The following is a 23865-nucleotide window of genomic DNA, read 5'->3' as shown; positions in this document are numbered from 1 at the left end:
AATTGTTTGTTACTTCTAATTAAAAATAGATTGAACATTGAACGCGTTTTTATAAACGATGTTCAGGAAAATGCGAGCTTCATCAAACGAATTTGTCGTAAATACAATATTGTTTATTCCACTGAAAAACCAAGTATCGTGACTCTTAAAGGATATTTAAATGACGAACAGACAGTCTTTGTTGTAGCCGATTACGGATACAAAGTACCCACAAACGAAATAAAATATGCGATTAATATCCACCCATCTTTACTACCCAAAAGTAGAGGCCCAACCCCACTCACCTACATTATCGACAACCCTGAGAACGCGGGTGTTAGCATTCATAAACTCACTGAGAAACTTGATGCAGGTAGCATCCTAATCCAAGAGAAATTTGAGGTCGAAAACAATGAAACGATTTCATCATTGATGGTCAAGTCTCAGTTACTCGCAGAAACTCTGTTAGAAGAATTACTTAATAACTTTAATGAGCTTTATAATAACGCCACACCTCAATTGGAAAAGCTAGCGTCATTCCAAAGTCTACCTCCAGTAAAAAGAAGGTTTGTAAATTGGGATCAAAACACCGCTCAATTTAGTCATGCCCTTCGACAGTATGGGCACTTTGGGATTCTTATTTCGTTAGATAACGCGTTATATATCGCAAATGATGTCGAAGTCACAACTTTCAGTCACGATTTCACGTGCGGTAGCATAATCTTTGAGGATGCACTGATTAAAAGCATTGCTATAAATGATGGCTATGTTGTACTTTCTAAGCGTAGTTTAAGGCTATATGAATCAAGAGTACTAAACTAGTTGATTACGGCTTTAATGTTTAAAGGTCCTAAGCACTTTTTTGTGTTGTGTTGATCTACGTCAAAGTAAGAATAACGGAATACCGCTACTATTCCCTTACTCACTGATGGAGTTTATTGTGTCAGGCATTTATAAGTGGTTTAAATTAGTACTAATAGCTGCGCTGCTTTCACAGCACGGCTTTGCTATGACGAACCCAATTAAATGTGATGGTCACGACACATCAGAATCTCATATGTCCTCAAATGATTCCTTATCAAGCGTAGAACATACTACTTTAAATAATCACACACTTCATTCAGAAAAGAACCAGGATGTACAGCACTGCGAAGGAAATGATCAATCGATATGCGCGTGCTGTATAGGTGCTTACTGTGCAACTTCTTTAACCCAATTTTGTATACTTTCAAATATTGAAATTCTGATAAGTGAAAACATTAAGCAAAGCTCATTTTCAGATATAAATATTACCCCTTTAATTGGTATACACTCTCCTCCCTTCCACCCTCCGATTAAGAGCTACACATAAACTCAGTGAGGCTTTTCTCTAAGTTTTCTTTACTAATCAATTGCAATCAAAGAATGTCTTAGACGATCAACTGCTTAATTAATATACATTAAGACACTGTTTGCTATCAGTAAACGAACAGCAAGTATTATCCGCCTCACTTACAAACGCATTACATCTTAGAACCGAAAGTTTCACGAGTTACATGCCTATTGACTCGCGTCCCACACACAGGTTTAGCCTTTAGGTATAAGTAAAATTTTAGGTTAAAGACATCGGAACAACTATGAAAGTAAGAGAGATCGCAAGCGCCTTGGCTACAACGCCAGATACTGTTCGCTATTACACGCGCTTGCAGTTAATAACGCCGGCAAAATCTGACAATGGTTATAAATTCTATTCAACGAAAGATGCTTCCAGGTTGCGGTTTATATTAAGTGCAAGGCATTTAGGTTTTTCAGTTGAAGATATCAAGCAAATTCTCAGAGAAGCAGATAATGGAAAGACCGCTTGTCCCCTAGTTAGAACCTTAATTGCAAGAAGGCTAGCAGAAACAGAAAGACAATTTAAGGCAATGTTGTTACTCAGGCAAAATATGATGCTGGCAGTAAGGAAATGGGGAGCAATGGGTGACAAAGCCCCATCCTCACACGTGGTCTGTCATTTAATAGAAGAGTTTGAACACACCGTCCTGGAGGAAAACATAAATGACAGAACTTAATGCAGGTGTTTCTTCAGAAAAATCGTTGTCCGTCAAAAAACAAGTCTTCTAAAAATAGGAAAAAAGGAGAGCACTATGAGTGCAGAAGTAACACAGCGACAATTAGTGATAGAAGGCGCCGGATGTGCCAGTTGCGTTGGAAAAATAGAAGCTGCCTTGAAGCAGACGCCGGGAGTGCAGAATGCCGAAATGAACTTTGCAGACAGAACAGTACTTGTAACGGGTACAGCGGATTCTCAATTATTGGTTCAAGCAGTAGAGTCCGTTGGTTACAACGCAAAGCCTTTCGAAGATAAGCCTGACACTGATGTAGTCGATGAAAAAGAAGCAGCGGATAGGACCTATTACAAAAAGCTGATGCGAGATACTTTCATTGCGCTTTCGCTAGGTATCCCTCTAATGACTTATAGCATTGTTGTCGACGAAATGACGGTCGAGACTAATGTCGAAAGGTTGTTGTGGCTAGCAGTTGGCCTACTGACGCTGGGTGTAATGTTCTTTTCCGGCCGGCATTTTTACATCGGTGCGTGGAAGAGCTTTAAAAATCATTCTGCCAATATGGATACACTCATTGCACTTGGTACAGGCACAGCATGGTTCTATTCGATGTTGGTAGTGTTGGTACCTGAAGCAGTGCCGTTAATGGCAAGGCACGTTTATTTTGAAGCTACAGCTATGATCATTGGTCTAATTGATCTGGGGCTTGCCTTAGAACTAAAAGCCCGCGGAAAAACCTCAGAAGCAATCAAACGTTTAATTGGATTACAAGCGAAAACAGCCACGGTTATTCGCGACAATAAAGAGGTCCAGGTCGCTATCGAGCAAGTGCTTTTTAACGATGTCATCAAAGTCAGGCCTGGAGAAAAAGTGCCTGTTGATGGTGTGGTTGTTGAAGGCCATACGTCAATCGACGAGTCCATGCTAACCGGGGAACCGATGCCAGTTGAAAAATCACATGACGATGAAGTCGTTGCTGGAACTCTCAACAAGTCAGGAATGTTTCTATTTAAAGCAACTCGAGTAGGTAAAGACACGGCACTGGCGCAAATCATTGCAATGGTTAAACGCGCACAAAATTCAAAGCCGCCTATTGGGCGCTTGGCCGACGTGATATCCGCTTACTTTGTTCCTGTGGTCATGATTATATCTGTGCTCAGTGCGCTAGCATGGCTGAACTTTGGGCCTGAGCCCGCACTGGCATTTGCCATAGTTTCGGCCACCACTGTATTGATCATTGCTTGTCCATGTGCATTGGGCCTAGCCACGCCGATGTCAGTTATGGTGGGGGTTGGAAAGGCTGCTGAAGCCGGCGTGCTAATTCGCAACGGCGAAGCGCTACAAACGGCATCAAAAATCAGTGTGATGATACTGGATAAAACCGGAACGATTACGGAAGGTACACCCAAGGTCACTGACATAATTTTAGCCAATTTCAGTGATGAAAAGACAGTGCTGCAATTGGCAGCTAGTCTGGAAAATGGTTCAGAGCACCCATTAGCAATGGCGATAGTAGAAAGTGCCCACGACCAGGGCATTGAGCTGCTGAAAACCGAAGAGTTTAATGCGATTACCGGTATGGGGGTTGAAGGCCGTTGTGAAGGAAAGGCCTTATTGTTTGGTAACAGCAAGCTTATGGCTTCAAAAGGGGTGGGCATAGGTAATTATTCAGAGAAAGCACAAACACTGGCCAAAGACGCCAAAACTCCCATGTATTTCGCTGTAGATGGACAACTTGCTGCCATCATAGCGGTTGCCGACCCGATAAAACCTGACTCTGTTTCTGCCATCAAGCGTCTTCAGGCTAATGATATCCGGGTCATCATGTTAACGGGGGACAACAAAGAAACTGCTGCTGCAGTGGCAAAGAAAGCGGCAATAAGCGAGTTTTTTGCTGAAGTATTGCCCGAAGATAAGGCCAACAAAGTACATGAATTACAGCAGCAGAGAGAAGTAGTGGGTATGACTGGTGATGGAATTAACGATGCTCCGGCTCTTGCCTTGGCTGATGTTGGCTTTGCCATTGGTACAGGAACGGACGTTGCCATTGAAAGCGCCGATATCACCCTGATGCGCGGCTCGTTGCATGGTCTGGCCGATGCTATAGCGGTTAGTAAAGCCACCTTGCGCAACATTAAGCAAAACTTGTTTGGAGCCTTTATCTACAACGTAGCAGGTATACCTTTTGCGGCGGGCGTGCTCTATCCATTTTTCGGAGTATTGCTAAGCCCAGTTATCGCCGGAGCCGCCATGGCATTTTCTTCGTTAACAGTGGTATCAAATGCGAACCGGCTTCGCCTATTCAAGGCAAAGGACCACTAAGGAGTTTTCTTATGATGATAATTAATATTGTAGGACTTACGGGTATTGCACTGATTATTTGGTGGTTTTGGTTATACAAGCCTGATCAGACAGTTACTGAAAGTAACGAAATACTCATAGAAGTAAAAAATGGCGTGTACTCACCAGCGTCTATTCAGGTAAACGCAAACCAATCTGTTACGTTGAAGTTTTTGCGCAAAGATGAGTCTCCCTGTTCCGAAGTACTGCTAATTCCTTCATTAGATATCAGTGAGCAGCTAACGCTTAATGAGGTAACACCAATTCACCTCGAAAACGTCCCACAGGGCGAACATACTTTTCACTGCCAGATGCAGATGTATCGCGGTGTTCTTACGGTGGTATAGGAGGAGTCATGAAAAACAGTCACCCCAGATTTTGGTCAACACCTACAGGGTGGGCAGCATTAGCGATGATCGCTGCCGTTACTTATTTTTTAATTTTCGAACATGGTCATCATGTCCTTCAGTTTCTTCCCTATTTGATTTTATTGCTGTGCCCATTCATGCATATATTCATGCACAGTAGCCACGGTAAACACGGACACGCCCACGAACATTCTCGCGACAGTGACAATAAGCAGAAAAGTTTTCAGGAATTGAGTGATAACAACGCGGCTTATCGTGATGGATACATTCAGGGGTTGGAGGAAGGCCGAAAGGAGTCACTTAAAAAGGACAACCAAGATGAATGATACATATGATTATGGCTTATGGTCAATGGTGATACTGAACTCAGCTATTTTTATCTTTTTTGCATTCAGTTTTGTAAAGCCAAAATCTTCCACCGACTGGCGAAGTTTGGGGGTATTTTCTGCGTTTATTGTAGCCCTGTTTACCGAAATGTATGGCTTCCCACTGACTATTTATTTCTTGTCAGGATGGCTTGCTGAAACCTATCCGGAAGTAAACTTTTTTGCGCACGAAAACGGACATCTGTTGCATACTTTCTTTGGTTTTAAAGGCGACGCCCACTGGGACCTATTTCATATCGCCAGTATGGTATTTATTGTTGCAGGATTCTTTATCTTGTCCTCAGCATGGAATGTGCTGCACCACGCTCAGAAGAACCATCACTTAGCTAAGACTGGATGGTATGCGCGGTGTCGCCACCCTCAATATTTAGCCTTCATACTGATCATGTTCGGTTTTTTGTTGCAATGGCCGACCATTCCCACACTGGTCATGTTTCCAGTTTTAGTTGTTGTGTATGTGAAACTGGCAAAGCGTGAAGAAGCTCTGGCTATTGCTGAATTTGGCGATGAGTATGTGAGCTATATCAACACGACACCTGGCTGGATCCCAAACCTCAACTTTAAATTAAAAGGTGAAAACCATGAAAAAATTCACTAAATCAATCATTTTTTCAACCACATTAGTAATGGCTGCAACATCGCAAGCTCAACAAATGGAAGAGCATGAGCATAAGGGCTCAGACAAGCCAGAGATTCAAACGGGAATGCCTATGCGTGGCCAAGATATGCATATGATGAATGCAAAAATAAAGTCGATGAAGGAAGAAGTTAACGCTATCAAAGAAGAAAAGAATCCCAGCAAGCAGCGTGAAATGATGAAAAAACACATGCAATCCATGATGGGAATGATGCATATAATGCACGAAAAAATGGAAGGGCAACCCATGCAAAACCAAGTTGATATGGCAGAAAGGCATCTTAAGATGATGGAAGTAATGATGTCGAAAATGGATGGAAGCCATTCACCCGAATCTCAGAAACATTCAAATTAACACCCGAGGAGAAAGATATGAGTGATTTAGACCACAGAGTCGGTGTCAGAGAAGCAAATTTAGTCGTTCGGAATTTACGGCTCAGCAATGTCTATGAGGCAAATTGCGAGCCCCTAATTGAAGAGATTGACAAGCTCTTTGGCATTGATGAGGTGAGCTACAACATCAAAGAAGGGGCTATTCACCTGGCATATGATGCGACACATATCGATTTAGACGGTATTGAAGCGATCATTCGAAAACACGGCGCAGATCTTCACAATGACTGGTGGACACACACAAAAGAAGGTTATTACCAGTTTGTAGATCAAAATATAAAAGACAATGCGACGCACAAACCGTGGAGTTGCCACCACTTGCCGCAGGGCGCTCACAGGAAGCGTACATAACCTTAATGTGCTCTACGTTCTCACTCAACAACAATGCTGAGCGATGTCGTTACATTATGATGCTGGCTTTAAGGAGGCGTAAGATGAAAATTCGAGAAAATGTATTTGCGTTCGCGTGCGCCGCATCGTTCAGCTTCGAGAGTGTTGTTAGTTGTTAGTTCTTTGTTCATTATTACAATGCCCGACATGATGTCACCCATGGCTGGTAATATAATGTTTTCAGACTGGCAAGGGATGATATGGAACGTGCCTTTATTGGGTGTAGTGATAGGCGGAGCTTTATGGGCTTTGTTCGCAGGTGTACTGGGTTGGCTTATTGCCAGTATTTACAATAGGCAACTGTAGTAGTGAGGGCTAAATAAATAGTCAGTATTTGTCCTTTTAGCACAGGTACGATATTTGCTGATATCTACTGCCACATAAATTTAAACTAACGGTGAGATATTATGATAACCAATAATTCAGAATTAGCCTTACAGCAAGCCATGCAACTACCCAGTCAAACCAATACAGAGAAGCAGGGTTGTAGCCAGCCACCTGAGTCAAAAGGACAGGAGTTTGCTGAAATAATGGATACACTGAAGCAGCAAAAAAGCGGTTAAAGTGTGCCACGAGTAAAAATAACCGGCACGCTAATGCCGGTTAATTCCTTTCCTATTCATAACAACTGCGCTTACCTTTTAGGCTGCTACTCTGCCTACGCTGAATATTGTCTTACTCCGTCGATGTAGTTCATGAACAGCTTCAATGATTTGCATCAGTTATAATTTTTATCATCATCATCATACGCATGGAGCTTTAGAAACCATTTCTCAGCCGCGAATACGATAAGAAGTCCAGCCACAGAAATCCCAACAATGAAGATATCTGATTTTGCTTTCACCCACATAAAAGATAGAAGAACAATGATATCGAGAATAATTGCACTGACTAGTACCCAAGCTTTAGCTTGCACATCATCTCGTAAATGCTTGAACACTCCCCAGTGGATGAAGATATCCATTACGATATAAAAAACTACACCGATGGAGGCTATGCGGCTCAAATCGAAGAATATGGTAAGAAATATTGCGATGACTAACGTATAAATTAAGGAATGTCTTCTTATATCTCCCGGTAATGAAAAATGACGGTGAGGCACAAGTTGCATTGATGTAAGCATCGATAGCATTCTTGAAACAGCGAAGATGCTGGCAACGACACCGGAAGACGTGGCAATAATCGCGAAAGCTATAGTAAACCAAGCACCATACTGGCCGAATGCGGGTCGAGATGCTTCAGCAAGCGAATAATCTTTTGCCTGTATTATTTCGCCAATTGATAAATTTGCTCCAACTGCAACTGCGACAAAAACATAAAGTACCACACAAATGGATATAGAAATGACTATGGCCCTTCCTACATTTTTTTCTGGTTGTTTGAGCTCGCCTCCGCTGTTTGTGATTGTAGTGAATCCTTTGTATCCCAAAATACCAAGTGCCACGGCTCCGAGAAAACCGGTTGCGCTGGTATCTTGCGGTTGAGCTGAAACGCTCTCAAACGACAAACCGGTTGCCCACAGCCCACCAATTGCCAAAACTGCAAGTCCTGCTATTTTGATAAAAGCCATAATAAATGAGAGGGTCTGTATGAATTGATTACTCAAAATATTAACAATGAATGCCACAATAAGAAGACTCACGCCAAGCGCTGGTATAAGCCACTCAGCGCCCTGAGAGTCAAACAATTGTAGGACATAAGTGCCAAAAGTGCGGGCTACCAAACTTTCATTGATAACCATGGAAAAAAACATCAGCAATGCACAGGCACCGGTCAACAGACCTCTACCATAGGCTTTTTTCAGAAACATGGCGATACCACCTGCAGAGGGGTATTTCTGTGCCATTTTGACGTAACTGTATGAGCTAAACCCTGCAATTATCGCTGCAACTAAAAACGCAAAAGGAAACCATGTGCCTGCCAGCTCCGCTATTTGCCCGGTTAAAGCAAATATACCAGCACCTATCATTACACCAGTTCCCATCGATACCGCGCCCCAGAGGCTTAACGAATCTTTCCTGTTTGAATGCTCGTGTTCATTCATATTGGTTACTCCTTTATGTCATGTGAGCCTGAGTAACAACAAAAGCAACCTGCAGCAAATATAAGGACACAGGCCCATTACAAAACAAATTCGAAGACGTGTAGAAAGAAATAACTGGCAATGGCATACCAGTTATTTCATTTTTAGCGTAGGGCGTTTAAAACCAAATCCTTGCACCTAACACTACACCAGTTTCACTGGTTGACTTGCCTTCAGCCTTTAATGCATCAGCTGTATTTCCCAAAGCTTTGCTGTAATAAACACCGACATAAGGTGCTACCTCCCTCACTATTTCATGCCGATATCGCAAACCAATACGAATATTACTCAACCCGCTTTGACGGTCATACTTTTCAGAATCGGTGAGGTTGGCAACAACTTCCAGTCGCGGTTGCAGATAGGAAACTTGACTTAGTTGCCAGTCATATTCGGTTTCATTGATGAACTGCATGTCACCGTCTTCGTTAATACGCAGTGAATTTTCCATTTCAAACCAGTAAGGCGCTAGACCTTGATAACTGACCACCGCATAGTTTTCCATATCCGCATCGGATGACAGCTCTCCCTTTGTGCCCACACCAAATTGTATAGACCAAAAAGAAGAAACGAGATAACCGTACAACAGTTCTGCTCGTTCCAGATCAGTAGGCATTCCATCGTTTTGTGTATTTTCGCCTTCGCTTTTAAAAACAAGACGATGGTAATCTCCGCCATACCACGCCTGCATGTCCCAGACCGCTATATTTTGCTGCTCATCAGTGCGAGTATATTCAAGCCGGTCAAATAGAACTTGGCCAAAATATTCATTAGGAATAGGAGATGGCCAGTCATCTCTTGATTGAGCCAAAGCATTGTCAACGCTCAAAGTTAATGTTATTAGGCCTGCTATTAATATCTGTTTCATTTTAATCTCCTATGCGACCTGTACAACACGAAACATACCTGCTTCCATGTGGTATAGCAGGTGACAATGAAACGCCCACTCACCGGGGGCATCTGCGCTGATTTGTAACGAGACCTTCTCTCCAGGCTTGAGGCTGATCGTGTGTTTACGAGGTCTTGGATATTGGCCGTTTTCAAGTTCCATCCACATACCATGTAAATGAATAGGGTGATCCATCATAGTGTCATTAACCAAGATCAGACGTAGTCTCTCGCCATAATTGAAACGTACATATCCGTCTACTTCACTAAACTTTTTGCCATCGAACGACCACATGTACCTTTCCATATTGCCCGTTAAGTGAAGCTCAATTTGACGTTCCGGCTCTCTATCGTCAGGCCAAGGACTTTCACCGACTAAATCTGTATAAACAAGGACACGATGTGGGCTGTCTTCCAAACCGATCCCAGGTTCATCCAACCTAGAGCTTGGATTTTTAGCAATCATCGCTGCACCAGCGCCGTGCCCGTCTTCGCTGTGGACAATGTCTATGCTTTCTACTGGGAGCTTTTTGGAGGGGGTCATTTCTCCTTCCATTTGGGTGCCATGCATTGTATGGGCGCTATGCTGCCCCATTCCTTTCATTTCACCTTTTGGAGCAGCCATGCCCGAGCTGTCGACCTTGGACTTATCCATATTCATGCCTTTCATACCAGACATGTCCATCCCCATCGCCGCCATGCCACGCTCTGTGATAACTCGCTGTGGGGGAACCTCTGCAGTAAGGCCAATTGACGGGGTTAGGGTGCCACGCGCATATCCACTTCTATCAAAACTTTCCGCAAAAAAGGTATAAGCTTTTCGCTCTTTTGGCTGAACGATTACGTCATAAGTTTCCGCTACTGCAATTCGAAATTCATCCACATTTACTGGTTTAACAGGCTGACCATCTGCAGCTACAACCGTCATTTCAAGCCCTGGGATGCGAAAGTCGAAATAAGTCATCGCAGAACCATTTATGATCCTCAACCGGATTTTCTCGCCTACTTTAAACAGGGCTTGCCAATTATCTTGTGGTGTCCGGCCATTCATTAAGTATGTATATGTACTGCCTGTAACGTCAGCTATATCGCGAGGGCTCATACGCATTGCACCCCACATGGCACGCTCTTCCCATGTATCGGCAAGCCCTTTTTTCTTTACGTCTTCTAACGTGTCGAAAATAGTTCGCTTTTGATAATTGTAATAACCTTCCGCTACCTTCAGTTTTCGCATAACGTCATGGGGGTCTGAAAACGTCCAATCGCTTAAAATAATTGTATGTTCCCTATCAGCCCCAATGTCCCCATCTGCGGGGTCGATCACAAGAGGTCCTAAATGGCCCAACTGTTCCTGGAGGCCTGAATGACTGTGGTACCAGTAGGTGCCGTTTTGCTCGACATCGAATGCATATTTAAATGTTTCGCCAGGTTTTATTCCGGCAAAGGAAACTCCCGGAACGCCATCCATATCTGGTGGTAAAATAATCCCGTGCCAGTGTATTGAAGTATCTTGGTTAAGGTGGTTAGTTACATTGAGGTGCGCTCGCTGTCCTTCTTTCAATCTAATCAACGGGCCCGGCATTTGACCGTTGATCGTTATAGGTGAGCCCATATTTGAGCCTATTGGCAATTGCGCTTTTGACACATTGAGATTTTTAATATCACCTGTCAAAACTTGATCTTTAAAATGGCGACCAACAGGTGCTGCCCATAGAGGACTAACGTTGGTTAACGCAGCCGCAGCGCTTGAGGTCAGGGCAGCGAGCACAAATCTTCTGCGACCGTTGTCGATAGAATTTTTCATAGTTTTTAGCCTTTGAATTGATACTAACTGGACGAAGGAATTTCATCCATTTAAAAAGTATTACTAACTAAGTCAGTACCTTAGGCTATCGGTGGGCGGAAAGGTGGAGTGAAAATTTTGGGGGGAACAGCTAGAGCGATAATGTCATACTGCTCAGCAAACGTTGTTTCAAATTGACGAATGGGAACGTAAAAAAGACTTGCAAAGTGGTAGCAATTGGTAGCTATACACATACATCCATCATTGCAGCAACCTGATTTACCCGAATGCGAGGGGTGTCCATCAGTGTGAGCGCTTTGATGCTTAGAACTAGGTGAACTGCTACGTTTCTCCTCATGAGCGTCTGCGAATTTGTGAGAAACCTTAGTTAATGAGCTATGTTCATCCATTTTCATTTCACACGCATCAACTGGCACGGTAAACAGTACCAATAAATATCCAATGCATAGTGTGAAAATAATAGATCTCATAACTTTGTATTTGCTCTCAACCTTTACGCGACGTTATTCCCTTAGAAAAGATAAGTCTTAAGGACACTTTAATCAATGACATTTGCTTGTAACTAAGATAAACAACTTCCTATGTAGTTAAACAAGCAGTCTTTTCAATCTTAAAAGCTGATAGAGTTACTTTTATTAAGTTTAGTCGATAAGCAACTCTTGTAACTAAAAAGATAACATGAGTAATGCGCCTGCTATCATAAAAATGTTTTCTGATAGTGAAACAAAACCTAACGGCACGTTACTGTCCCCACCGACACAAGCACATTTGAGCTCCCGTTTATCCACATATACTGCTTTAAAGACAGAAATTGCCCCAACGGTTCCTATAAATAGTGAAAATGGCGCAACAGCTATGGCAGGCAGTTGAGCTACCATTCCTATCCCCGCGTAGGCTTCAAGAAATGGGTAGATGTAACCATATCGAAGCCACCTCATTGCCAACAAATCGTAGGTTATGAACGAATTTGTAAAACTATACAAATCCTTCAATTTTTGAACTGCAAGTAGTGTCATTGAGAAAGCAATAAAGAGAACCAGTGTTCTTATAGAGATGAAGTCTTCAGAAACAAAGAACTGGAATGCTAACGATAGCAGAGCTGCCACAGAAAAAATCGCAATAACAGGTGCATAAGTAGTTCCGTTCTGCCCCGCTTCTCCTTTCCCGAAGTATTTACGAAGCTCATCATATCCACCAATTCGCTTTTCTTCGATGAAGGTTTGAGGCGTCGTTTCTACACCATGCTTTTGCTTGAAATCATCGGTGTCATTACGTGAAGTAAGATGATTGTCTTCTACTGAATAGCCTTCTCGCTCTAGTAAGTCTTTTGACCTTAAACCGTAAGGGCAAATGTGCTCTTTAGTAACCATTCTATATAGGATAGCTTTCTTACTCATTTTCCTTTCCTTTATTCAATTTACCTTCAAATTGAGGAATTGGACGCTGTTCGGCCTGTTCCTGAGTTGTTACCTTGCCATTCTTATTTATATCCTCTATCAACCACTCCATCTCCTTTATTTCCTTTCGCTGAGCTTTAATAATGCCGTTTGCTAATTCTCGTACGCGAACGTCTTCAAGGTTAGAACGCTCACTAGTCAAAATAGCTATAGAGTGATGAGGAATCATTGCTTTCGTGTAAGCGGTATCTGAAATGGTACTTTGTGAACGAACAAGATAGATACACAAGGCGAAAGTAAGTGCCGCTATTATAAAAATGGCTGTATTGAGTTTCTTGTTGCTATACATACCTAACATGAAAGCTAACATTATAATCGCCATGCCTGCCCCCATATAGAGTGCCATATAAGTCCTTGTCTCACTGAACCAGACATGCGAGATAGCGTAGGTATTTAAGTACATCATTAAAAACATCGCTACAGTTGAAGTTATTATCATTGCAGCGAACTTAGAGTATTTCATATGTAATCCTTACTTAAGAAATAGTTAATATTTGTAAATCTTTCTAACAAAAGAAAGCTTGAGAGAGGTTACAAACCAATCAATCTTAACTAGTCAAGTTTTGTACCAACAAGGAAATATTATGTTTTTGTCTATATTAATAGTTTTAGCTGCACTGTTGATCTGCGTAGGGCTGCATCTTTTTAATATTTCAGTAGTCGCGGACAATATCAGCGAGAGATTGAAGGGAGCTTGGATAAAAACACTGTCGGTAGTCGTTATTGCCATTTCGAGCCAACTTTTACTAGCAGTCATTTTTACTCTGGCGTATGAAATTGGACTTTATTTCGAGCTCGGCGATTTTAAGCAACCTGCCACTTCCATGGATATTTTTTACTTTTCACTAACTACGATTACTACATTGGGTCTTGGAAGTATCGAGCCGGACGGACATCTACGAATGATAGCAGGAGTTGAATCGGCTACAGGGTTTCTACTAATAAGCTGTTCAGCATCGAAAGTGTTCAAGCATATGTAATGTAAAAACTGTAACCTGAGAAGATGTAAACCTCACCCGTCAGGACTAGTTTTTAATGAAACAATGTTTCGCAAATTATTGTCTTTTTAGATACTAAAAAGCGAACAATAGAGCACTCTTTGCTTCTCTCTTAAAGAAGTTTGAGGGTATGGCTTAGCAAACGTTTCAGAACCAAAAGCACGGTTGAAAGCTGACTTTATTATCTCAAAACTGATTTAAATCTGGGCTATGATCTTGGCGCTTTTATTCGAGTCGCTTATGCAGATATATTTGGGATTACTATAGGAGCATACGCACAACTTCGGTAATTCCTTCATCCCTGATAACTCTAGTTTCCAAAAGCAGTTACAGCTTGAGTTCAAACAGATGAACATACGAGCTGCGCTGTGCTATTTACTTCTCTTACGGACATTTTTGCGGGTTTTGAGGTTCTTCCTGCAGACTTTCGAAGATTATGAATCAATACTAGTAATTGAATTTTTTACTGAGTTATGATTTTCGTTTTGTTTTAGAGCGCATTGATTAAATTTACATATCTTCAATAACTATTCTTTATTTTTAAAAGCAACCGAAGAAGCCACCGTTAAACGACAAAAAAGTAACCTTATCTCCTATATGGTGGACTAAATACACCCACGCCTTTTATATTCTTCTACCCATTCCTTGAAGCGTTTTTCATCGCGCTCTGCGGTCTTTGCGCGTCTATGTAAGGTTTTCTTAGACAATGCTTTTGGTTCTTCTTTATCAAAAGTAACTCCAGATAATGCATCTGCAAACATCTCGGGTTTTACATGACTGTAATGCTGCTCGATCATTTCTGTACTGGTTCCACATTGACGCGTAATTACGTCTATGCTGGTTCCGTTGAGAAGCTGCCACGTAATGTAAGTGTGTCGGAGAGAGTACAGCGTTCGAGGTCCTCTGGGTGACTCTTTTAATCCGGAACTTTGAAGAGCTTTCTCAAATGCCTTACCTAATTGCCTTGTGGGCTCGCCACTTGCTAGCAAAAATAGCTTTTGATTGGGTGTGCGCAATGGAAAGCGTTCTCGTAGGTTCGTTAGGGCTCCTATCACATCACGTTTGCAAACTACTTTACGCGGTCCCGTATATTTTGTTGTTTTACCCTTAGAGACATTGATGAAAAATTGAGCTTTTGAACCTTGAGTTTTAATCTCGATATCTTTCCAAGTTAGGTGTTCCATCTCCGTGCCGGGCCTAATTCCGGTATTAACTGCTATTTCACAGTAATCGTATAGTAACTCACGAATTTGACGGGTCTTTTCACTATGAGCGTTTTGCTCACCTTCATATATTTCGTTGAGGATAACATCATACTCTTCTTCAGAAAAAGCCGCACGACGTGTGCCTGTTCCACCTTTCGAAGAAAGAACAGGTACTTGAGCGGCGATCATCCATTTTTGCTCAATAGCTTCTTTAAAAACGAGCTGAAGAGCAGCATTGTGAGTTAATAATGTAGAGGAGGCTGGAGACTTCTTCATTCGTCCCTTACGCCACTCATCAAACTTAGATATTTCTTCTTGGTCAATTGAGGTGATAAACGTACGCGAAAAGTAGGGGATGTGGTAGTTTTCTAACGCTCGAATATAGTCTTTATAGGTGCGTTTACCGCCCCCGTGTTCTAGTTGCTCTTCAAGCTTTTCGATGACGCGGTCAGCTACGTCTTTGAATCGCTTACTTTGGACTAGTGTGTTATTTTCGTGTCTAATTTGGTGGTCTAAGAAGATTCGATGTGCCATGGCGATAGCTTCGTCTTTATCTTTCTTCTTAGTTGATTTACAGAGCCATTTTTTGTGATTGGTTAGTATAAATCGCGCATACCAGCGCTCACTGTTATCTTGTTTAAAGATATACAGCTCGTCGTTTATGTCGTGTCTTTCAGTCTGTTTTGCCATAGCGCCAGTAAAACAGAAAAGAGCTCTCTTTGCAAAGAATTTGCAAAGAAATTAAAAGTCGCATATTTTCAATGCTTTAGAGTGGTGATTTGTATTGAAAATCCGCGTGTCCCTGGTTCGAACCCGGGTCGAGGCACCATCATTCAAGCCCTTGCAGAAATGCGAGGGCTTTTTTGATCCCGGTGGTTGAAAACACAGGCACACGCTAACGTGCCCCTGCGGCTGCGCCGCGCGTTGCAATCCCGGGTCGAGGCACCATTATTCAGAAAGCCAAAGCTAAACTTCATAAAAGCAATAAGCCAACCTATATTTCTAAAGCGGAACGGGCAAAGCTAGCAGAACAAGAGCTCGATGAATTGTCAGTGACCGAAAAAAGTACTAAACCAGTCGACTGATAAAACGGCGATCAAACTCGGTGGTGAAGTTATCCAGCTAAAACAATGGATGCATTTAGGTCTGCCAAGCCGCGGTGTGTAATTTCGAGTTGCGAAAACACAAAAACACAAAAACACAAAAACACAAAAACACAAAATAGCCAGCTTGTAATCAAGCTGGCCATTTTTAGAAGTTTACATAGTCATGTTTTACATCAAGCGCTTAGAGGGTCGCTAAAACGTCGCTCGCACATAATCATCATCACGGGGCAACAAGCCTAGAGGTTTCGGCTTATGCTTTGTGCATGTCAATTCGGTACTTTGCTAACAGCATTTATTTGGATGTTAGACACAAATAGCGGCTAAAACGCTTTTTTAATAAAAAACTTATGCATGTTCTTGCCTACTTTTCAAAATGGGTACTACGCTTACTTAATGTGAACAAAGCTGGCTAAACATAACGCTGATACCTGTTATGACTAGCAACTTTATGTTTTCTTTGTGCTAGCCAATGGCGTCTTTCGGCACGAGTCATTAGTGCGCCGCACGATGTATTTCTCAAACAAAGTAACGTGCACAAGCATGAATGAGTGCTGTTGATTTCAAGTCACAGTGTTTTTTCAAGGAGAGTTTTTTTGTCATTTAATAACTTACCTTTGATGCAGCAAGGGGCTTTAAAGAGCATATATGTACTTTGTGGAGTTGGCATAGCTGCTTCTTGGACTTTATTCTTTTTTGTATCTGCGCTTACAGCGCTTGCGGTACTTACGGGCGTGGTTGTCTTTAGCGTATTTGTCTATTCACAAAGCTCGGATGAGGTCGACGAGATTTATCCCAATTATGAAAGTCTGGCGCAGGACGAATCAGAGGGTAGCGCTGACATCAAAAAAGCGAGCGAAGAGCTCTCCCAATCATTGAGCACGTGCGATACCAATTTATCGTCCATTAAATCTACTCAAGACGACGCTGTTGAAACCCTTTCCAATGCTTTTAGCAGTCTAAAGGCACTGGTAGCACAGCAAACACAATGTATTGACGCGTTATTGAGCGTTGATAGCACGCAAACGCAATCATATTCAGAACGCATGCGTACGTTTGCGCAAGAAACCGACGGAACCCTTACCCAATTTATCGATTCAACCGAGCAAATGTCCTCGTCAACTAAGCACCTTATGGAGCAGGTGCAAACTATTCAGCAGGCGATGCCCACAGTTATAGAGGCACTTAGCGGCATTGACGACATTGCAGCGCAAACTAACTTGCTGGCGTTAAACGCTGCTATCGAGGCGGCAAGGGCGGGGGAAGCGGGCCGTGGTTTTGCCGTTGTGGCTGACGAGGTGCGAGCACTATCAACTCGTTCAACGCAATTTAGCGACGTAATTAAAACCCAAGTGGAGAATATCCGAAGTTTAGTAGACAAACTAACAGATACGGCAGAATTTGTAGCCTCGCAAGATATTTCGCAAGTGGTAAATGCCAAAGCTCACATTAGTGAGCAGCTATCGGAAATCATTCGTAAGGCAGAAGCGGACCTTGTTACCACAAAACAAATTGAAGAGATTGGTTCTCAGCTTGACGAGTCAATAAACGCAGCCATTCGGGGTATGCAATTTGGTGATATTAACGGCCAGCACATCGAGTATACCCAAGATATGATCAAATTTATTTTAGAGCAGTTGGCAACATTGAATGCTAACAGTATCGAAAGCTTTGTAAGAGCGTTAAACGAGTACCAAAAAGGGATCGCTGCGAAAGGTAAAAATGACCACAACCCGGTGTCTGCAACTTCTATGGACGCTGGAGAAGTTGAATTGTTCTAAGCTAAGAAAGGAACAGGAAGCATCGTCAGTAATGACTTACATTGGAGAAGTGAGCATATGAGCAAACACATTTTAGTTGTCGACGATTCTGTATCGATTCGTCAAATGGTAGAAATGACCCTAAAGGGGGCAGGGTATACCGTCACCACAGCCCAAGACGGGCAAGATGCGCTCGATAAATGTAAGAGTCAGCAGTTTAACTTTGTACTGACAGACCAAAACATGCCTCGCATGGATGGATTAACCCTAATTAAAAATTTGCGTAGCCTAGGCGCATATAGCAGAACCCCAGTCGTGATGCTTACCACAGAGGCGGGCGACGATATGAAAGCAAAAGGTAAAGCTGCAGGGGCAACTGGCTGGATGGTAAAACCCTTTGATCCAAATAAACTTCTTGATGTAACCAAGCGCGTCTTGGGTTAAGCCAATCTACTAAAACCTTAAGTCTGGAAGGATTCGGAATGAGCATCGATATAGAACAGTTTCATGGCGTGTTTTTCGACGAGAGCGATGAGCATCTCGACGATATGGAACAGCTATTGATGAGTTTAGATGTTGAATCCCCTGATCCTGAAGAGCTAAATAGCATTTTTCGCGCTGCCCATTCGATTAAAGGTGGCAGCGGTATTTTCGGTTTTGATGCGTTGATGAATTTAACGCATGTGATGGAAAACTTGTTAGATAAAGCCCGCAACAATGAGCTTAGTGTTACCGCTGACATTGTAAATGTGCTTTTAGAAACTCTCGATGTTTTAAAAGACACGCTTAACGCCTACCGGGATGAGACCCCCGTACCAGAAGACTGTATTGCCGAGCGCATTAAAATTCTAAATGGCGTAATCAACGGTCAATCTACAGACGCAGCCTCAGGCGATGGTGACGACTCTTCAGAAGTAAGCGTGAATGCGCAAAACGAAAGCGCTCAGGACGACAGCTTTGGTTTCTTTGACGATGAGCCTAATAGTGCTATTGAAGCCGCTGACGACAGTTTTGGCTTTTTCGACGACGAACCAGTTAACGAAGCGCTCTCTCACGGCGACAACACTAAAAGTGAGAATAATGAGGATGACGGCTTTGGCTTCTTCGATGATGAAATATCGAATAATACAGTCGGCGCACAAACTGCAACGACTAAAGCCGAAACAGCTGAAGTAGAGCAGGGTTTCGGTTTTTTCGAAGACGCACCGTCAGCTACCAATATCAATACTTCCCTAGAAATTGCGAGTAGTAATAACGCGCAAAGCGCCAGTACTCAATTAAATACAGCAACAACATCTAACAATGATAAAGCGCCAACAAGTGGCGTTGCCCCCACGACAACACAAGCCAAAACGCCGACAAAACCTTCCGCGAAAAAAAGCACCGCCCGTGAATCGGCCTCTATTCGTGTAGACACCACTAAAATTGATGCCATGGTTAACTTAGTCGGAGAGCTGGTTATCACCCAGTCAATGCTGTCTATGATAGGGCAAGACGTTGAAGGGCAGGTTGGCGAGCGGCTACAGCTAGCTATTGATGAGCTGCAGCGCAACACCCGGGAAATTCAAGAATCAGTGATGTCTATGCGCATGCTCCCGCTAACCGCAACCTTTAATCGTTTTCCGCGCTTAGTAAGAGATTTGGCTGGTAAGTTAGGTAAGCAGGTAGAACTGGTGCTCCAGGGAGGCAGCACGGAAATTGATAAAAGTTTAATTGAAAAGATCGTCGACCCCCTTACCCATCTCGTTCGCAACAGCATCGATCACGGCATAGAAATGCCCGACAAACGCGTCGCTGCTGGCAAGCCAGAAAAAGGCACGGTTATTCTAAGTGCCGAGCAGAAAGGCGGTAGCATTATTATCAGCATTATTGATGATGGCGGTGGTCTTCACCGCGACAAAATTATCGATAAAGCGCGAAGTAGCGGGCTCACCGTATCTGATGACATGCCTGATTCAGAAGTATGGCAGCTTATATTCCAACCTGGGTTTTCAACTGCCGAAGCCATTACCGATGTATCGGGAAGAGGGGTAGGCATGGATGTGGTGCGCCGCAATATCGAATCGATTGGCGGTCGTATCGATATCGAGTCTAGTGCCGGTGAAGGTTCAGCGTTTTTCATTCACCTGCCGCTTACGTTAGCCATAGTTGATGGCATGTGTGTGTCGGTGGGTAAGCAAATCTTCGTGATCCCACTTTTAAATATTATTGAATCTTTCCAGCCTACTAAGCAGCAGCTGAAAACCTTGGGCAACGACACCGTTCTCTATATACGAGATCAATACTGGCCTTTGGTGCCCCTCTACGACTTCATGGAAGTAGAGGATGCTGCGCTTTCTCCCACAGAAGGCATTGTGGTGTTGCTTGAAAGCAGTAAAAAACGCTTTGGTGTTTTGGTTGATGCGCTCGTCGGTCAGCAGCAGGTGGTGATTAAAAGCTTAGAAGAGCATTACCGTAAGGTGGCTGGAATAGCGGGGGCAACCATTATGGGCGACGGAAAAGTCGCACTTATTATCGATGCAGACTCCATTGCTACAACGTATACCTCCAGTCAAATAGAGGAGTTACTTTCATGAGTGAAACTGCCTTGCATCAAGCGGTTACCGGCGGACAGGACAAAGAATACTTGAGTTTTGTGCTTGGCGATGAGCATTACGCCTTGGACATCACCACAGTAAAAGAAATTAGAGGATACGAACAAGTCACTAAGATTGCGAATGCGCCAGCCTTCATAAAAGGCGTGATTAATTTGCGTGGTGACATCGTTCCTATCGTGGACTTGCGCATTAAGTTTAACGTAGGCGAGGCCACATATAACGACTTCACAATAGTGATAATGCTGAATATTCAAGAGCGTATTGTTGGCATCGTGGTAGATGGTGTATCCGATGTTATTCGCTTGTCTGAAGAACAAGTACTTCCGCCACCAGAGTTTGGCGTAGCTTTTGACAGTAGGTATCTACACGGTTTAGCTGATGTAGATGAAAACATGGTCATTCTGGTGAACATAGAAAGCTTAATAACCAGCGAAGAGCTGGGTTTAGTCGCACCTGAGAGCGTAAAAGACGACGCGTAGTTACAAGGTCCTTCACTAAACACAAACACCTGAGATTGGGAAATATTAGTTATGGGCGTATTTAATTTTCTGAACGGCGAAGAGTTAAAAATAGCGAAGCACGACTCGCTATTGAAGTCGAATATTCTAAAGGCCAGTGCCTCAAACTTGTTGGTTATCGACAAGTCGGGGGTTATTCACTATCACACTCCCGCATTCCTGCGAATGACAAAGGCCTACTCTAAGGACTTTACTGTCAACGATGGCGAGTCTTCACTATCAGGAAAGCACATAGACGACATTGCAAATGGGGCAAGCGCTTCAGAAAACCTGTCCTATTTACTTACCCATACTTCGGGCGATAAGCAACTCGTTTCTCTTGCAGAGCACGGTTTTTGTGTAAGTGCATCTACAATAAAGATAGATGAGAACGGCACTCAGCTTTATGTCACCGAGTGGCAGGACAACACTGAAAATAAACGCAATAAAGGTATGGTCGATGCCATTATGCGAAGCCAGGCGGTGATATCGTTTACGACAGACGGAGAAATCTTGTCGGCCAACGATAACTTTTTATCCGCAATGGGCTATAGCGAAAGTGAAGTGGTGGGAAAGCATCATCGCATTTTTGTCGACAGTGATTATGCTCAAAGCGAAGAGTACCAGCAGTTTTGGAAAAAGCTAAAAAGCGGCGACGTACACAGCGGTGAGTTTTGCAGAATTAACAAGCAAGGCGAAGAGGTGTGGATCCAAGCGACCTACAACCCAGTATTTGATGACAACGGTGACGTAGATTACATCATCAAGTTTGCCTCTGATATTACAGCGCAAAAACAAAAAAATGCTGACTACGAAGGGCAGATTACGGCCATTAAGAAATCACAGGCCGTGATCGAGTTTGATCTTGAGGGGAACATTTTAAATGCCAATGAAAATTTCCTCGCCGCAATGGGCTATAGCCTGTCAGAAATTAAAGGGCAGCATCACAGTATGTTTGTCGACCCAAGCTATAAGTTAAGCGCTGAATATGCTGCTTTTTGGCAAAGCTTAAAAGCCGGAGAGCACAGTGAGGGTGAGTATAAACGCATTGCAAAAGGTGGCAGGGAAATATGGATCCGCGCATCGTACAACCCCATTTTCGACAGCTCGGGTAAGCCATTTAAAGTCGTTAAATTTGCCACCGATGTAACGCAAGACAAGTTAAAAAATGCGTATTTCGAAGGACAAATTAACGCTATCAGTAAATCTCAGGCTGTGATCGAGTTTGATGTCGACGGCACTATCATTACTGCTAACGACAACTTCCTCAACACCATGGGCTACCGACTAGACGAAATCAAAGGTAAACATCACCAGCTATTTGTGGATGAAGAAACCAGACAGTCAGAGTCGTACCAGCGCTTTTGGTCTGAACTTAAAGAGGGTAATTTCTTCTCAGGAGAATTTAAGCGCATAAGCAAAGCAGGAAAAGCCGTTTGGATCCAAGCTTCTTACAACCCTATAGAAGACATGAATGGCAACCCGTTTAGGGTGGTCAAATACGCGACTAACATTACCGAAGAGAAGTTGAAAAACGCTTATTTTGAAGGTCAGTTGAACGCGATTAGTAAGTCTCAGGCAGTCATTGAGTTTGACCTAGAAGGTGTGATCTTAAACGCGAACAGCAATTTCTTAGCCGCTATGGGCTATACCCTTGATGAAGTAAAAGGAAAGCACCACAGTATTTTTGTAGACCCTGCTTTTAAAAGCAGTCCAGAATACGCGGCATTCTGGGAGCAGCTGCGCCAAGGCGTTTATGCAAGCGGTGAATATAAGCGTTTCAATAAAGCAGGAAAACCAGTTTATATCCAAGCCTCTTACAACCCTATTTTAGACCAAAACGGCAAGCCGTTTAGAGTAGTGAAATATGCCACGGACGTGACAGGAAGAACCTTAGCGGTAGAAAGTATTAAGTCTATTATGGCAAGTCTGACAGACGGTGATTTACTGAAAACGATAGAAGAGCCATTAGAAGGTGACTTTAAGGTGCTTGGCGAATCTATTAATCACTTTATTGGTGAACTGCGCGACACCATAGTGAAAATTCACACCGCTGTGGAAACCATCGATACGGCTTCAAATGAAATCGCCACCGGCAACGCCGATTTGTCTAGTCGTACCGAGCAGCAAGCGTCTAGCTTAGAAGAAACAGCGTCAGCCATGGAAGAGTTAACGGGCACAGTGAAGCTGAACGCAGAGAATGCCGATCAAGCAAAATGCTTGGCAAGCCAGGCATCAGAAGTAGCATCAGAGGGCGGAAAGGTCATTGAACAAGTAGTGCATACCATGGGTGAGATTAACGACTCTGCCCAGCGTATATCTGACATCATCGGCGTTATTGATGGCATTGCTTTCCAAACTAACATACTCGCACTGAACGCAGCAGTTGAAGCTGCAAGAGCGGGCGAGCAAGGTCGCGGGTTTGCCGTTGTTGCCTCCGAGGTGAGAACGCTGGCGCAGCGCTCTGCCGAGGCGGCAAAAGACATAAAGGCGCTAATTTCTGCGTCGGTCGATAAAATTGGTGATGGCAACGTGTTGGTGAATAAGTCTGGGGAAACCATGGCCAACATCGTCACTGCAATTAAACGCGTTAACGACATTATGTCTGAAATTGCAGCGGCATCGTCTGAGCAAGCCACCGGAATACAGGAAGTGAGCAATGCGGTGGTTCAAATGGACGAAATGACTCAGCAAAATGCTGCGTTAGTTGAACAGGCAGCAGCAGCTGCAGACAGTATGAGACAGCAATCGGGTGAACTAGCCCAACGGGTGTCTGTGTTCAAAGTGGGAAGTAGTCGCAAGCCCACTCAGAATGCTGACATTCAGTCGCTAAACGGCAGCAAAGCATTACCTAAAGAGCGTGAAGTGCCCAAGCAGCGAATGAAAGCGCTGAACCCAGCGGCACCAGATGCGTCAGATTGGGAGGCGTTTTAGT

Annotated in this window: 23 protein-coding genes; 17 read left to right on the top strand and 6 right to left on the bottom strand. The window is 43.3% G+C overall.

The window, feature by feature from the left end:
- The 10 genes from ACFI6L_RS17255 to ACFI6L_RS17210 form a co-directional block, all read left to right on the top strand.
- A partial coding sequence (locus tag ACFI6L_RS17255) for a formyltransferase family protein (RefSeq protein ID WP_462574482.1) occupies nt 1-801 on the top strand: 801 nt, incomplete at its 5' end.
- 794 nt (nt 802-1595) lie between these two features.
- Nucleotides 1596-2030 (top strand): MerR family transcriptional regulator, encoded by a 435-nt coding sequence (locus tag ACFI6L_RS17250; protein WP_012516906.1) that lies wholly within the window; start codon nt 1596-1598, stop codon nt 2028-2030.
- Between the two features lie 75 nt (nt 2031-2105).
- The gene (locus ACFI6L_RS17245; RefSeq protein WP_239220318.1) at nt 2106-4349 is read left to right on the top strand and encodes a heavy metal translocating P-type ATPase; all 2244 of its coding nucleotides are present in this window, start codon (nt 2106-2108) and stop codon (nt 4347-4349) included.
- 11 nt (nt 4350-4360) lie between these two features.
- The gene (locus ACFI6L_RS17240) at nt 4361-4714 is read left to right on the top strand and encodes a cupredoxin domain-containing protein (RefSeq protein ID WP_012516908.1); all 354 of its coding nucleotides are present in this window, start codon (nt 4361-4363) and stop codon (nt 4712-4714) included.
- 8 nt (nt 4715-4722) lie between these two features.
- Complete coding sequence (locus tag ACFI6L_RS17235; RefSeq protein ID WP_012516909.1) at nt 4723-5061, top strand: DUF2933 domain-containing protein; 339 nt, start codon at nt 4723-4725, stop codon at nt 5059-5061.
- Nucleotides 5054-5719: a methyltransferase family protein gene (locus ACFI6L_RS17230; protein WP_239220317.1), complete on the top strand. Its 666-nt coding sequence runs from the start codon at nt 5054-5056 to the stop codon at nt 5717-5719. Before ACFI6L_RS17235 ends, ACFI6L_RS17230 begins: the two co-directional genes overlap by 8 nt.
- Nucleotides 5703-6113 (top strand): hypothetical protein, encoded by a 411-nt coding sequence (locus ACFI6L_RS17225; RefSeq protein WP_012516911.1) that lies wholly within the window; start codon nt 5703-5705, stop codon nt 6111-6113. Before ACFI6L_RS17230 ends, ACFI6L_RS17225 begins: the two co-directional genes overlap by 17 nt.
- A gap of 17 nt (nt 6114-6130) precedes the next feature.
- The gene (locus ACFI6L_RS17220; protein WP_012516912.1) at nt 6131-6502 is read left to right on the top strand and encodes a hypothetical protein; all 372 of its coding nucleotides are present in this window, start codon (nt 6131-6133) and stop codon (nt 6500-6502) included.
- Between the two features lie 99 nt (nt 6503-6601).
- Nucleotides 6602-6847: a DUF5676 family membrane protein gene (locus ACFI6L_RS17215; protein WP_012516913.1), complete on the top strand. Its 246-nt coding sequence runs from the start codon at nt 6602-6604 to the stop codon at nt 6845-6847.
- 101 nt (nt 6848-6948) lie between these two features.
- On the top strand, nt 6949-7104 hold the full coding sequence (locus tag ACFI6L_RS17210; protein WP_020745207.1) for a hypothetical protein: 156 nt from the start codon (nt 6949-6951) through the stop codon (nt 7102-7104).
- A gap of 155 nt (nt 7105-7259) precedes the next feature.
- On the opposite strand, the gene ACFI6L_RS17205 is transcribed toward ACFI6L_RS17210, so the two are convergent.
- The 5 genes from ACFI6L_RS17205 to ACFI6L_RS17185 form a co-directional block, all read right to left on the bottom strand.
- The gene (locus ACFI6L_RS17205) at nt 7260-8585 is read right to left on the bottom strand and encodes an APC family permease (protein ID WP_278413524.1); all 1326 of its coding nucleotides are present in this window, start codon (nt 8583-8585) and stop codon (nt 7260-7262) included.
- A gap of 157 nt (nt 8586-8742) precedes the next feature.
- Nucleotides 8743-9489, bottom strand: coding sequence for a copper resistance protein B (locus tag ACFI6L_RS17200; protein WP_014978041.1), 747 nt, complete (start codon nt 9487-9489; stop codon nt 8743-8745).
- Between the two features lie 9 nt (nt 9490-9498).
- Nucleotides 9499-11313 carry a copper resistance system multicopper oxidase gene (locus tag ACFI6L_RS17195; protein ID WP_462574481.1) on the bottom strand — a complete coding sequence of 605 codons (1815 nt, stop codon included), beginning with the start codon at nt 11311-11313 and terminating at the stop codon, nt 9499-9501.
- A gap of 665 nt (nt 11314-11978) precedes the next feature.
- A complete protein-coding gene (locus tag ACFI6L_RS17190) occupies nt 11979-12710 on the bottom strand; it encodes a glutaredoxin (RefSeq protein WP_342289908.1) in 732 nt (243 codons plus the stop codon).
- On the bottom strand, nt 12703-13233 hold the full coding sequence (locus ACFI6L_RS17185) for a DUF305 domain-containing protein (protein WP_012516919.1): 531 nt from the start codon (nt 13231-13233) through the stop codon (nt 12703-12705). Before ACFI6L_RS17185 ends, ACFI6L_RS17190 begins: the two co-directional genes overlap by 8 nt.
- A 121-nt stretch (nt 13234-13354) precedes the next feature.
- On the opposite strand from ACFI6L_RS17185, the gene ACFI6L_RS17180 reads away from it, so the two are divergent.
- A complete protein-coding gene (locus ACFI6L_RS17180; protein ID WP_044055684.1) occupies nt 13355-13750 on the top strand; it encodes an ion channel in 396 nt (131 codons plus the stop codon).
- A 623-nt stretch (nt 13751-14373) separates the two neighbouring features.
- Here the strand turns inward: ACFI6L_RS17180 and ACFI6L_RS17175 are convergent.
- On the bottom strand, nt 14374-15663 hold the full coding sequence (locus tag ACFI6L_RS17175; RefSeq protein WP_014978046.1) for a tyrosine-type recombinase/integrase: 1290 nt from the start codon (nt 15661-15663) through the stop codon (nt 14374-14376).
- A 239-nt stretch (nt 15664-15902) separates the two neighbouring features.
- On the opposite strand from ACFI6L_RS17175, the gene ACFI6L_RS17170 reads away from it, so the two are divergent.
- The 6 genes from ACFI6L_RS17170 (at nt 15903) to ACFI6L_RS17145 (ending at nt 23864) form a co-directional block, all read left to right on the top strand.
- Complete coding sequence (locus ACFI6L_RS17170; protein ID WP_462574487.1) at nt 15903-16058, top strand: DUF2986 domain-containing protein; 156 nt, start codon at nt 15903-15905, stop codon at nt 16056-16058.
- A gap of 638 nt (nt 16059-16696) precedes the next feature.
- Entirely contained in the window at nt 16697-17857 is a 1161-nt protein-coding gene (locus tag ACFI6L_RS17165; protein ID WP_462574485.1) for a methyl-accepting chemotaxis protein, read from the top strand.
- A gap of 57 nt (nt 17858-17914) precedes the next feature.
- Complete coding sequence (locus ACFI6L_RS17160; protein WP_039217245.1) at nt 17915-18280, top strand: response regulator; 366 nt, start codon at nt 17915-17917, stop codon at nt 18278-18280.
- A gap of 38 nt (nt 18281-18318) precedes the next feature.
- Nucleotides 18319-20412 carry a chemotaxis protein CheW gene (locus ACFI6L_RS17155; RefSeq protein ID WP_462574480.1) on the top strand — a complete coding sequence of 698 codons (2094 nt, stop codon included), beginning with the start codon at nt 18319-18321 and terminating at the stop codon, nt 20410-20412.
- Nucleotides 20409-20912, top strand: a complete 504-nt coding sequence (locus tag ACFI6L_RS17150) for a chemotaxis protein CheW (protein ID WP_014947935.1) — start codon at nt 20409-20411, stop codon at nt 20910-20912. Before ACFI6L_RS17155 ends, ACFI6L_RS17150 begins: the two co-directional genes overlap by 4 nt.
- A gap of 471 nt (nt 20913-21383) precedes the next feature.
- Nucleotides 21384-23864 (top strand): methyl-accepting chemotaxis protein, encoded by a 2481-nt coding sequence (locus tag ACFI6L_RS17145; RefSeq protein WP_462574483.1) that lies wholly within the window; start codon nt 21384-21386, stop codon nt 23862-23864.
- Nucleotide 23865: the final 1 nt, after the last annotated feature.

The sequence above is a fragment of the Alteromonas sp. G4i35 genome, from assembly GCF_054960375.1.
Note: the sequence above shows the minus strand (reverse complement) of the source record. Positions and strands in the feature narration are given on the sequence as shown.

Excerpts from the sequence above, each read along its gene's own strand:
- ACFI6L_RS17250 (WP_012516906.1), top strand. The coding sequence starts at position 1,596 with ATGAAAGTAAGAGAGATCGCAAGCGCCTTGGCTACAACGCCAGATACT.
- ACFI6L_RS17245 (WP_239220318.1), top strand. The coding sequence starts at position 2,106 with ATGAGTGCAGAAGTAACACAGCGACAATTAGTGATAGAAGGCGCCGGA.
- ACFI6L_RS17240 (WP_012516908.1), top strand. The coding sequence starts at position 4,361 with ATGATGATAATTAATATTGTAGGACTTACGGGTATTGCACTGATTATT.
- ACFI6L_RS17235 (WP_012516909.1), top strand. The coding sequence starts at position 4,723 with ATGAAAAACAGTCACCCCAGATTTTGGTCAACACCTACAGGGTGGGCA.
- ACFI6L_RS17230 (WP_239220317.1), top strand. The coding sequence starts at position 5,054 with ATGAATGATACATATGATTATGGCTTATGGTCAATGGTGATACTGAAC.
- ACFI6L_RS17225 (WP_012516911.1), top strand. The coding sequence starts at position 5,703 with ATGAAAAAATTCACTAAATCAATCATTTTTTCAACCACATTAGTAATG.
- ACFI6L_RS17220 (WP_012516912.1), top strand. The coding sequence starts at position 6,131 with ATGAGTGATTTAGACCACAGAGTCGGTGTCAGAGAAGCAAATTTAGTC.
- ACFI6L_RS17215 (WP_012516913.1), top strand. The coding sequence starts at position 6,602 with ATGTATTTGCGTTCGCGTGCGCCGCATCGTTCAGCTTCGAGAGTGTTG.
- ACFI6L_RS17210 (WP_020745207.1), top strand. The coding sequence starts at position 6,949 with ATGATAACCAATAATTCAGAATTAGCCTTACAGCAAGCCATGCAACTA.
- ACFI6L_RS17205 (WP_278413524.1), bottom strand. The coding sequence starts at position 8,585 with ATGAATGAACACGAGCATTCAAACAGGAAAGATTCGTTAAGCCTCTGG.
- ACFI6L_RS17200 (WP_014978041.1), bottom strand. The coding sequence starts at position 9,489 with ATGAAACAGATATTAATAGCAGGCCTAATAACATTAACTTTGAGCGTT.
- ACFI6L_RS17195 (WP_462574481.1), bottom strand. The coding sequence starts at position 11,313 with ATGAAAAATTCTATCGACAACGGTCGCAGAAGATTTGTGCTCGCTGCC.
- ACFI6L_RS17190 (WP_342289908.1), bottom strand. The coding sequence starts at position 12,710 with ATGAGTAAGAAAGCTATCCTATATAGAATGGTTACTAAAGAGCACATT.
- ACFI6L_RS17185 (WP_012516919.1), bottom strand. The coding sequence starts at position 13,233 with ATGAAATACTCTAAGTTCGCTGCAATGATAATAACTTCAACTGTAGCG.
- ACFI6L_RS17180 (WP_044055684.1), top strand. The coding sequence starts at position 13,355 with ATGTTTTTGTCTATATTAATAGTTTTAGCTGCACTGTTGATCTGCGTA.
- ACFI6L_RS17175 (WP_014978046.1), bottom strand. The coding sequence starts at position 15,663 with ATGGCAAAACAGACTGAAAGACACGACATAAACGACGAGCTGTATATC.
- ACFI6L_RS17165 (WP_462574485.1), top strand. The coding sequence starts at position 16,697 with ATGCAGCAAGGGGCTTTAAAGAGCATATATGTACTTTGTGGAGTTGGC.
- ACFI6L_RS17160 (WP_039217245.1), top strand. The coding sequence starts at position 17,915 with ATGAGCAAACACATTTTAGTTGTCGACGATTCTGTATCGATTCGTCAA.
- ACFI6L_RS17155 (WP_462574480.1), top strand. The coding sequence starts at position 18,319 with ATGAGCATCGATATAGAACAGTTTCATGGCGTGTTTTTCGACGAGAGC.
- ACFI6L_RS17150 (WP_014947935.1), top strand. The coding sequence starts at position 20,409 with ATGAGTGAAACTGCCTTGCATCAAGCGGTTACCGGCGGACAGGACAAA.
- ACFI6L_RS17145 (WP_462574483.1), top strand. The coding sequence starts at position 21,384 with ATGGTCGATGCCATTATGCGAAGCCAGGCGGTGATATCGTTTACGACA.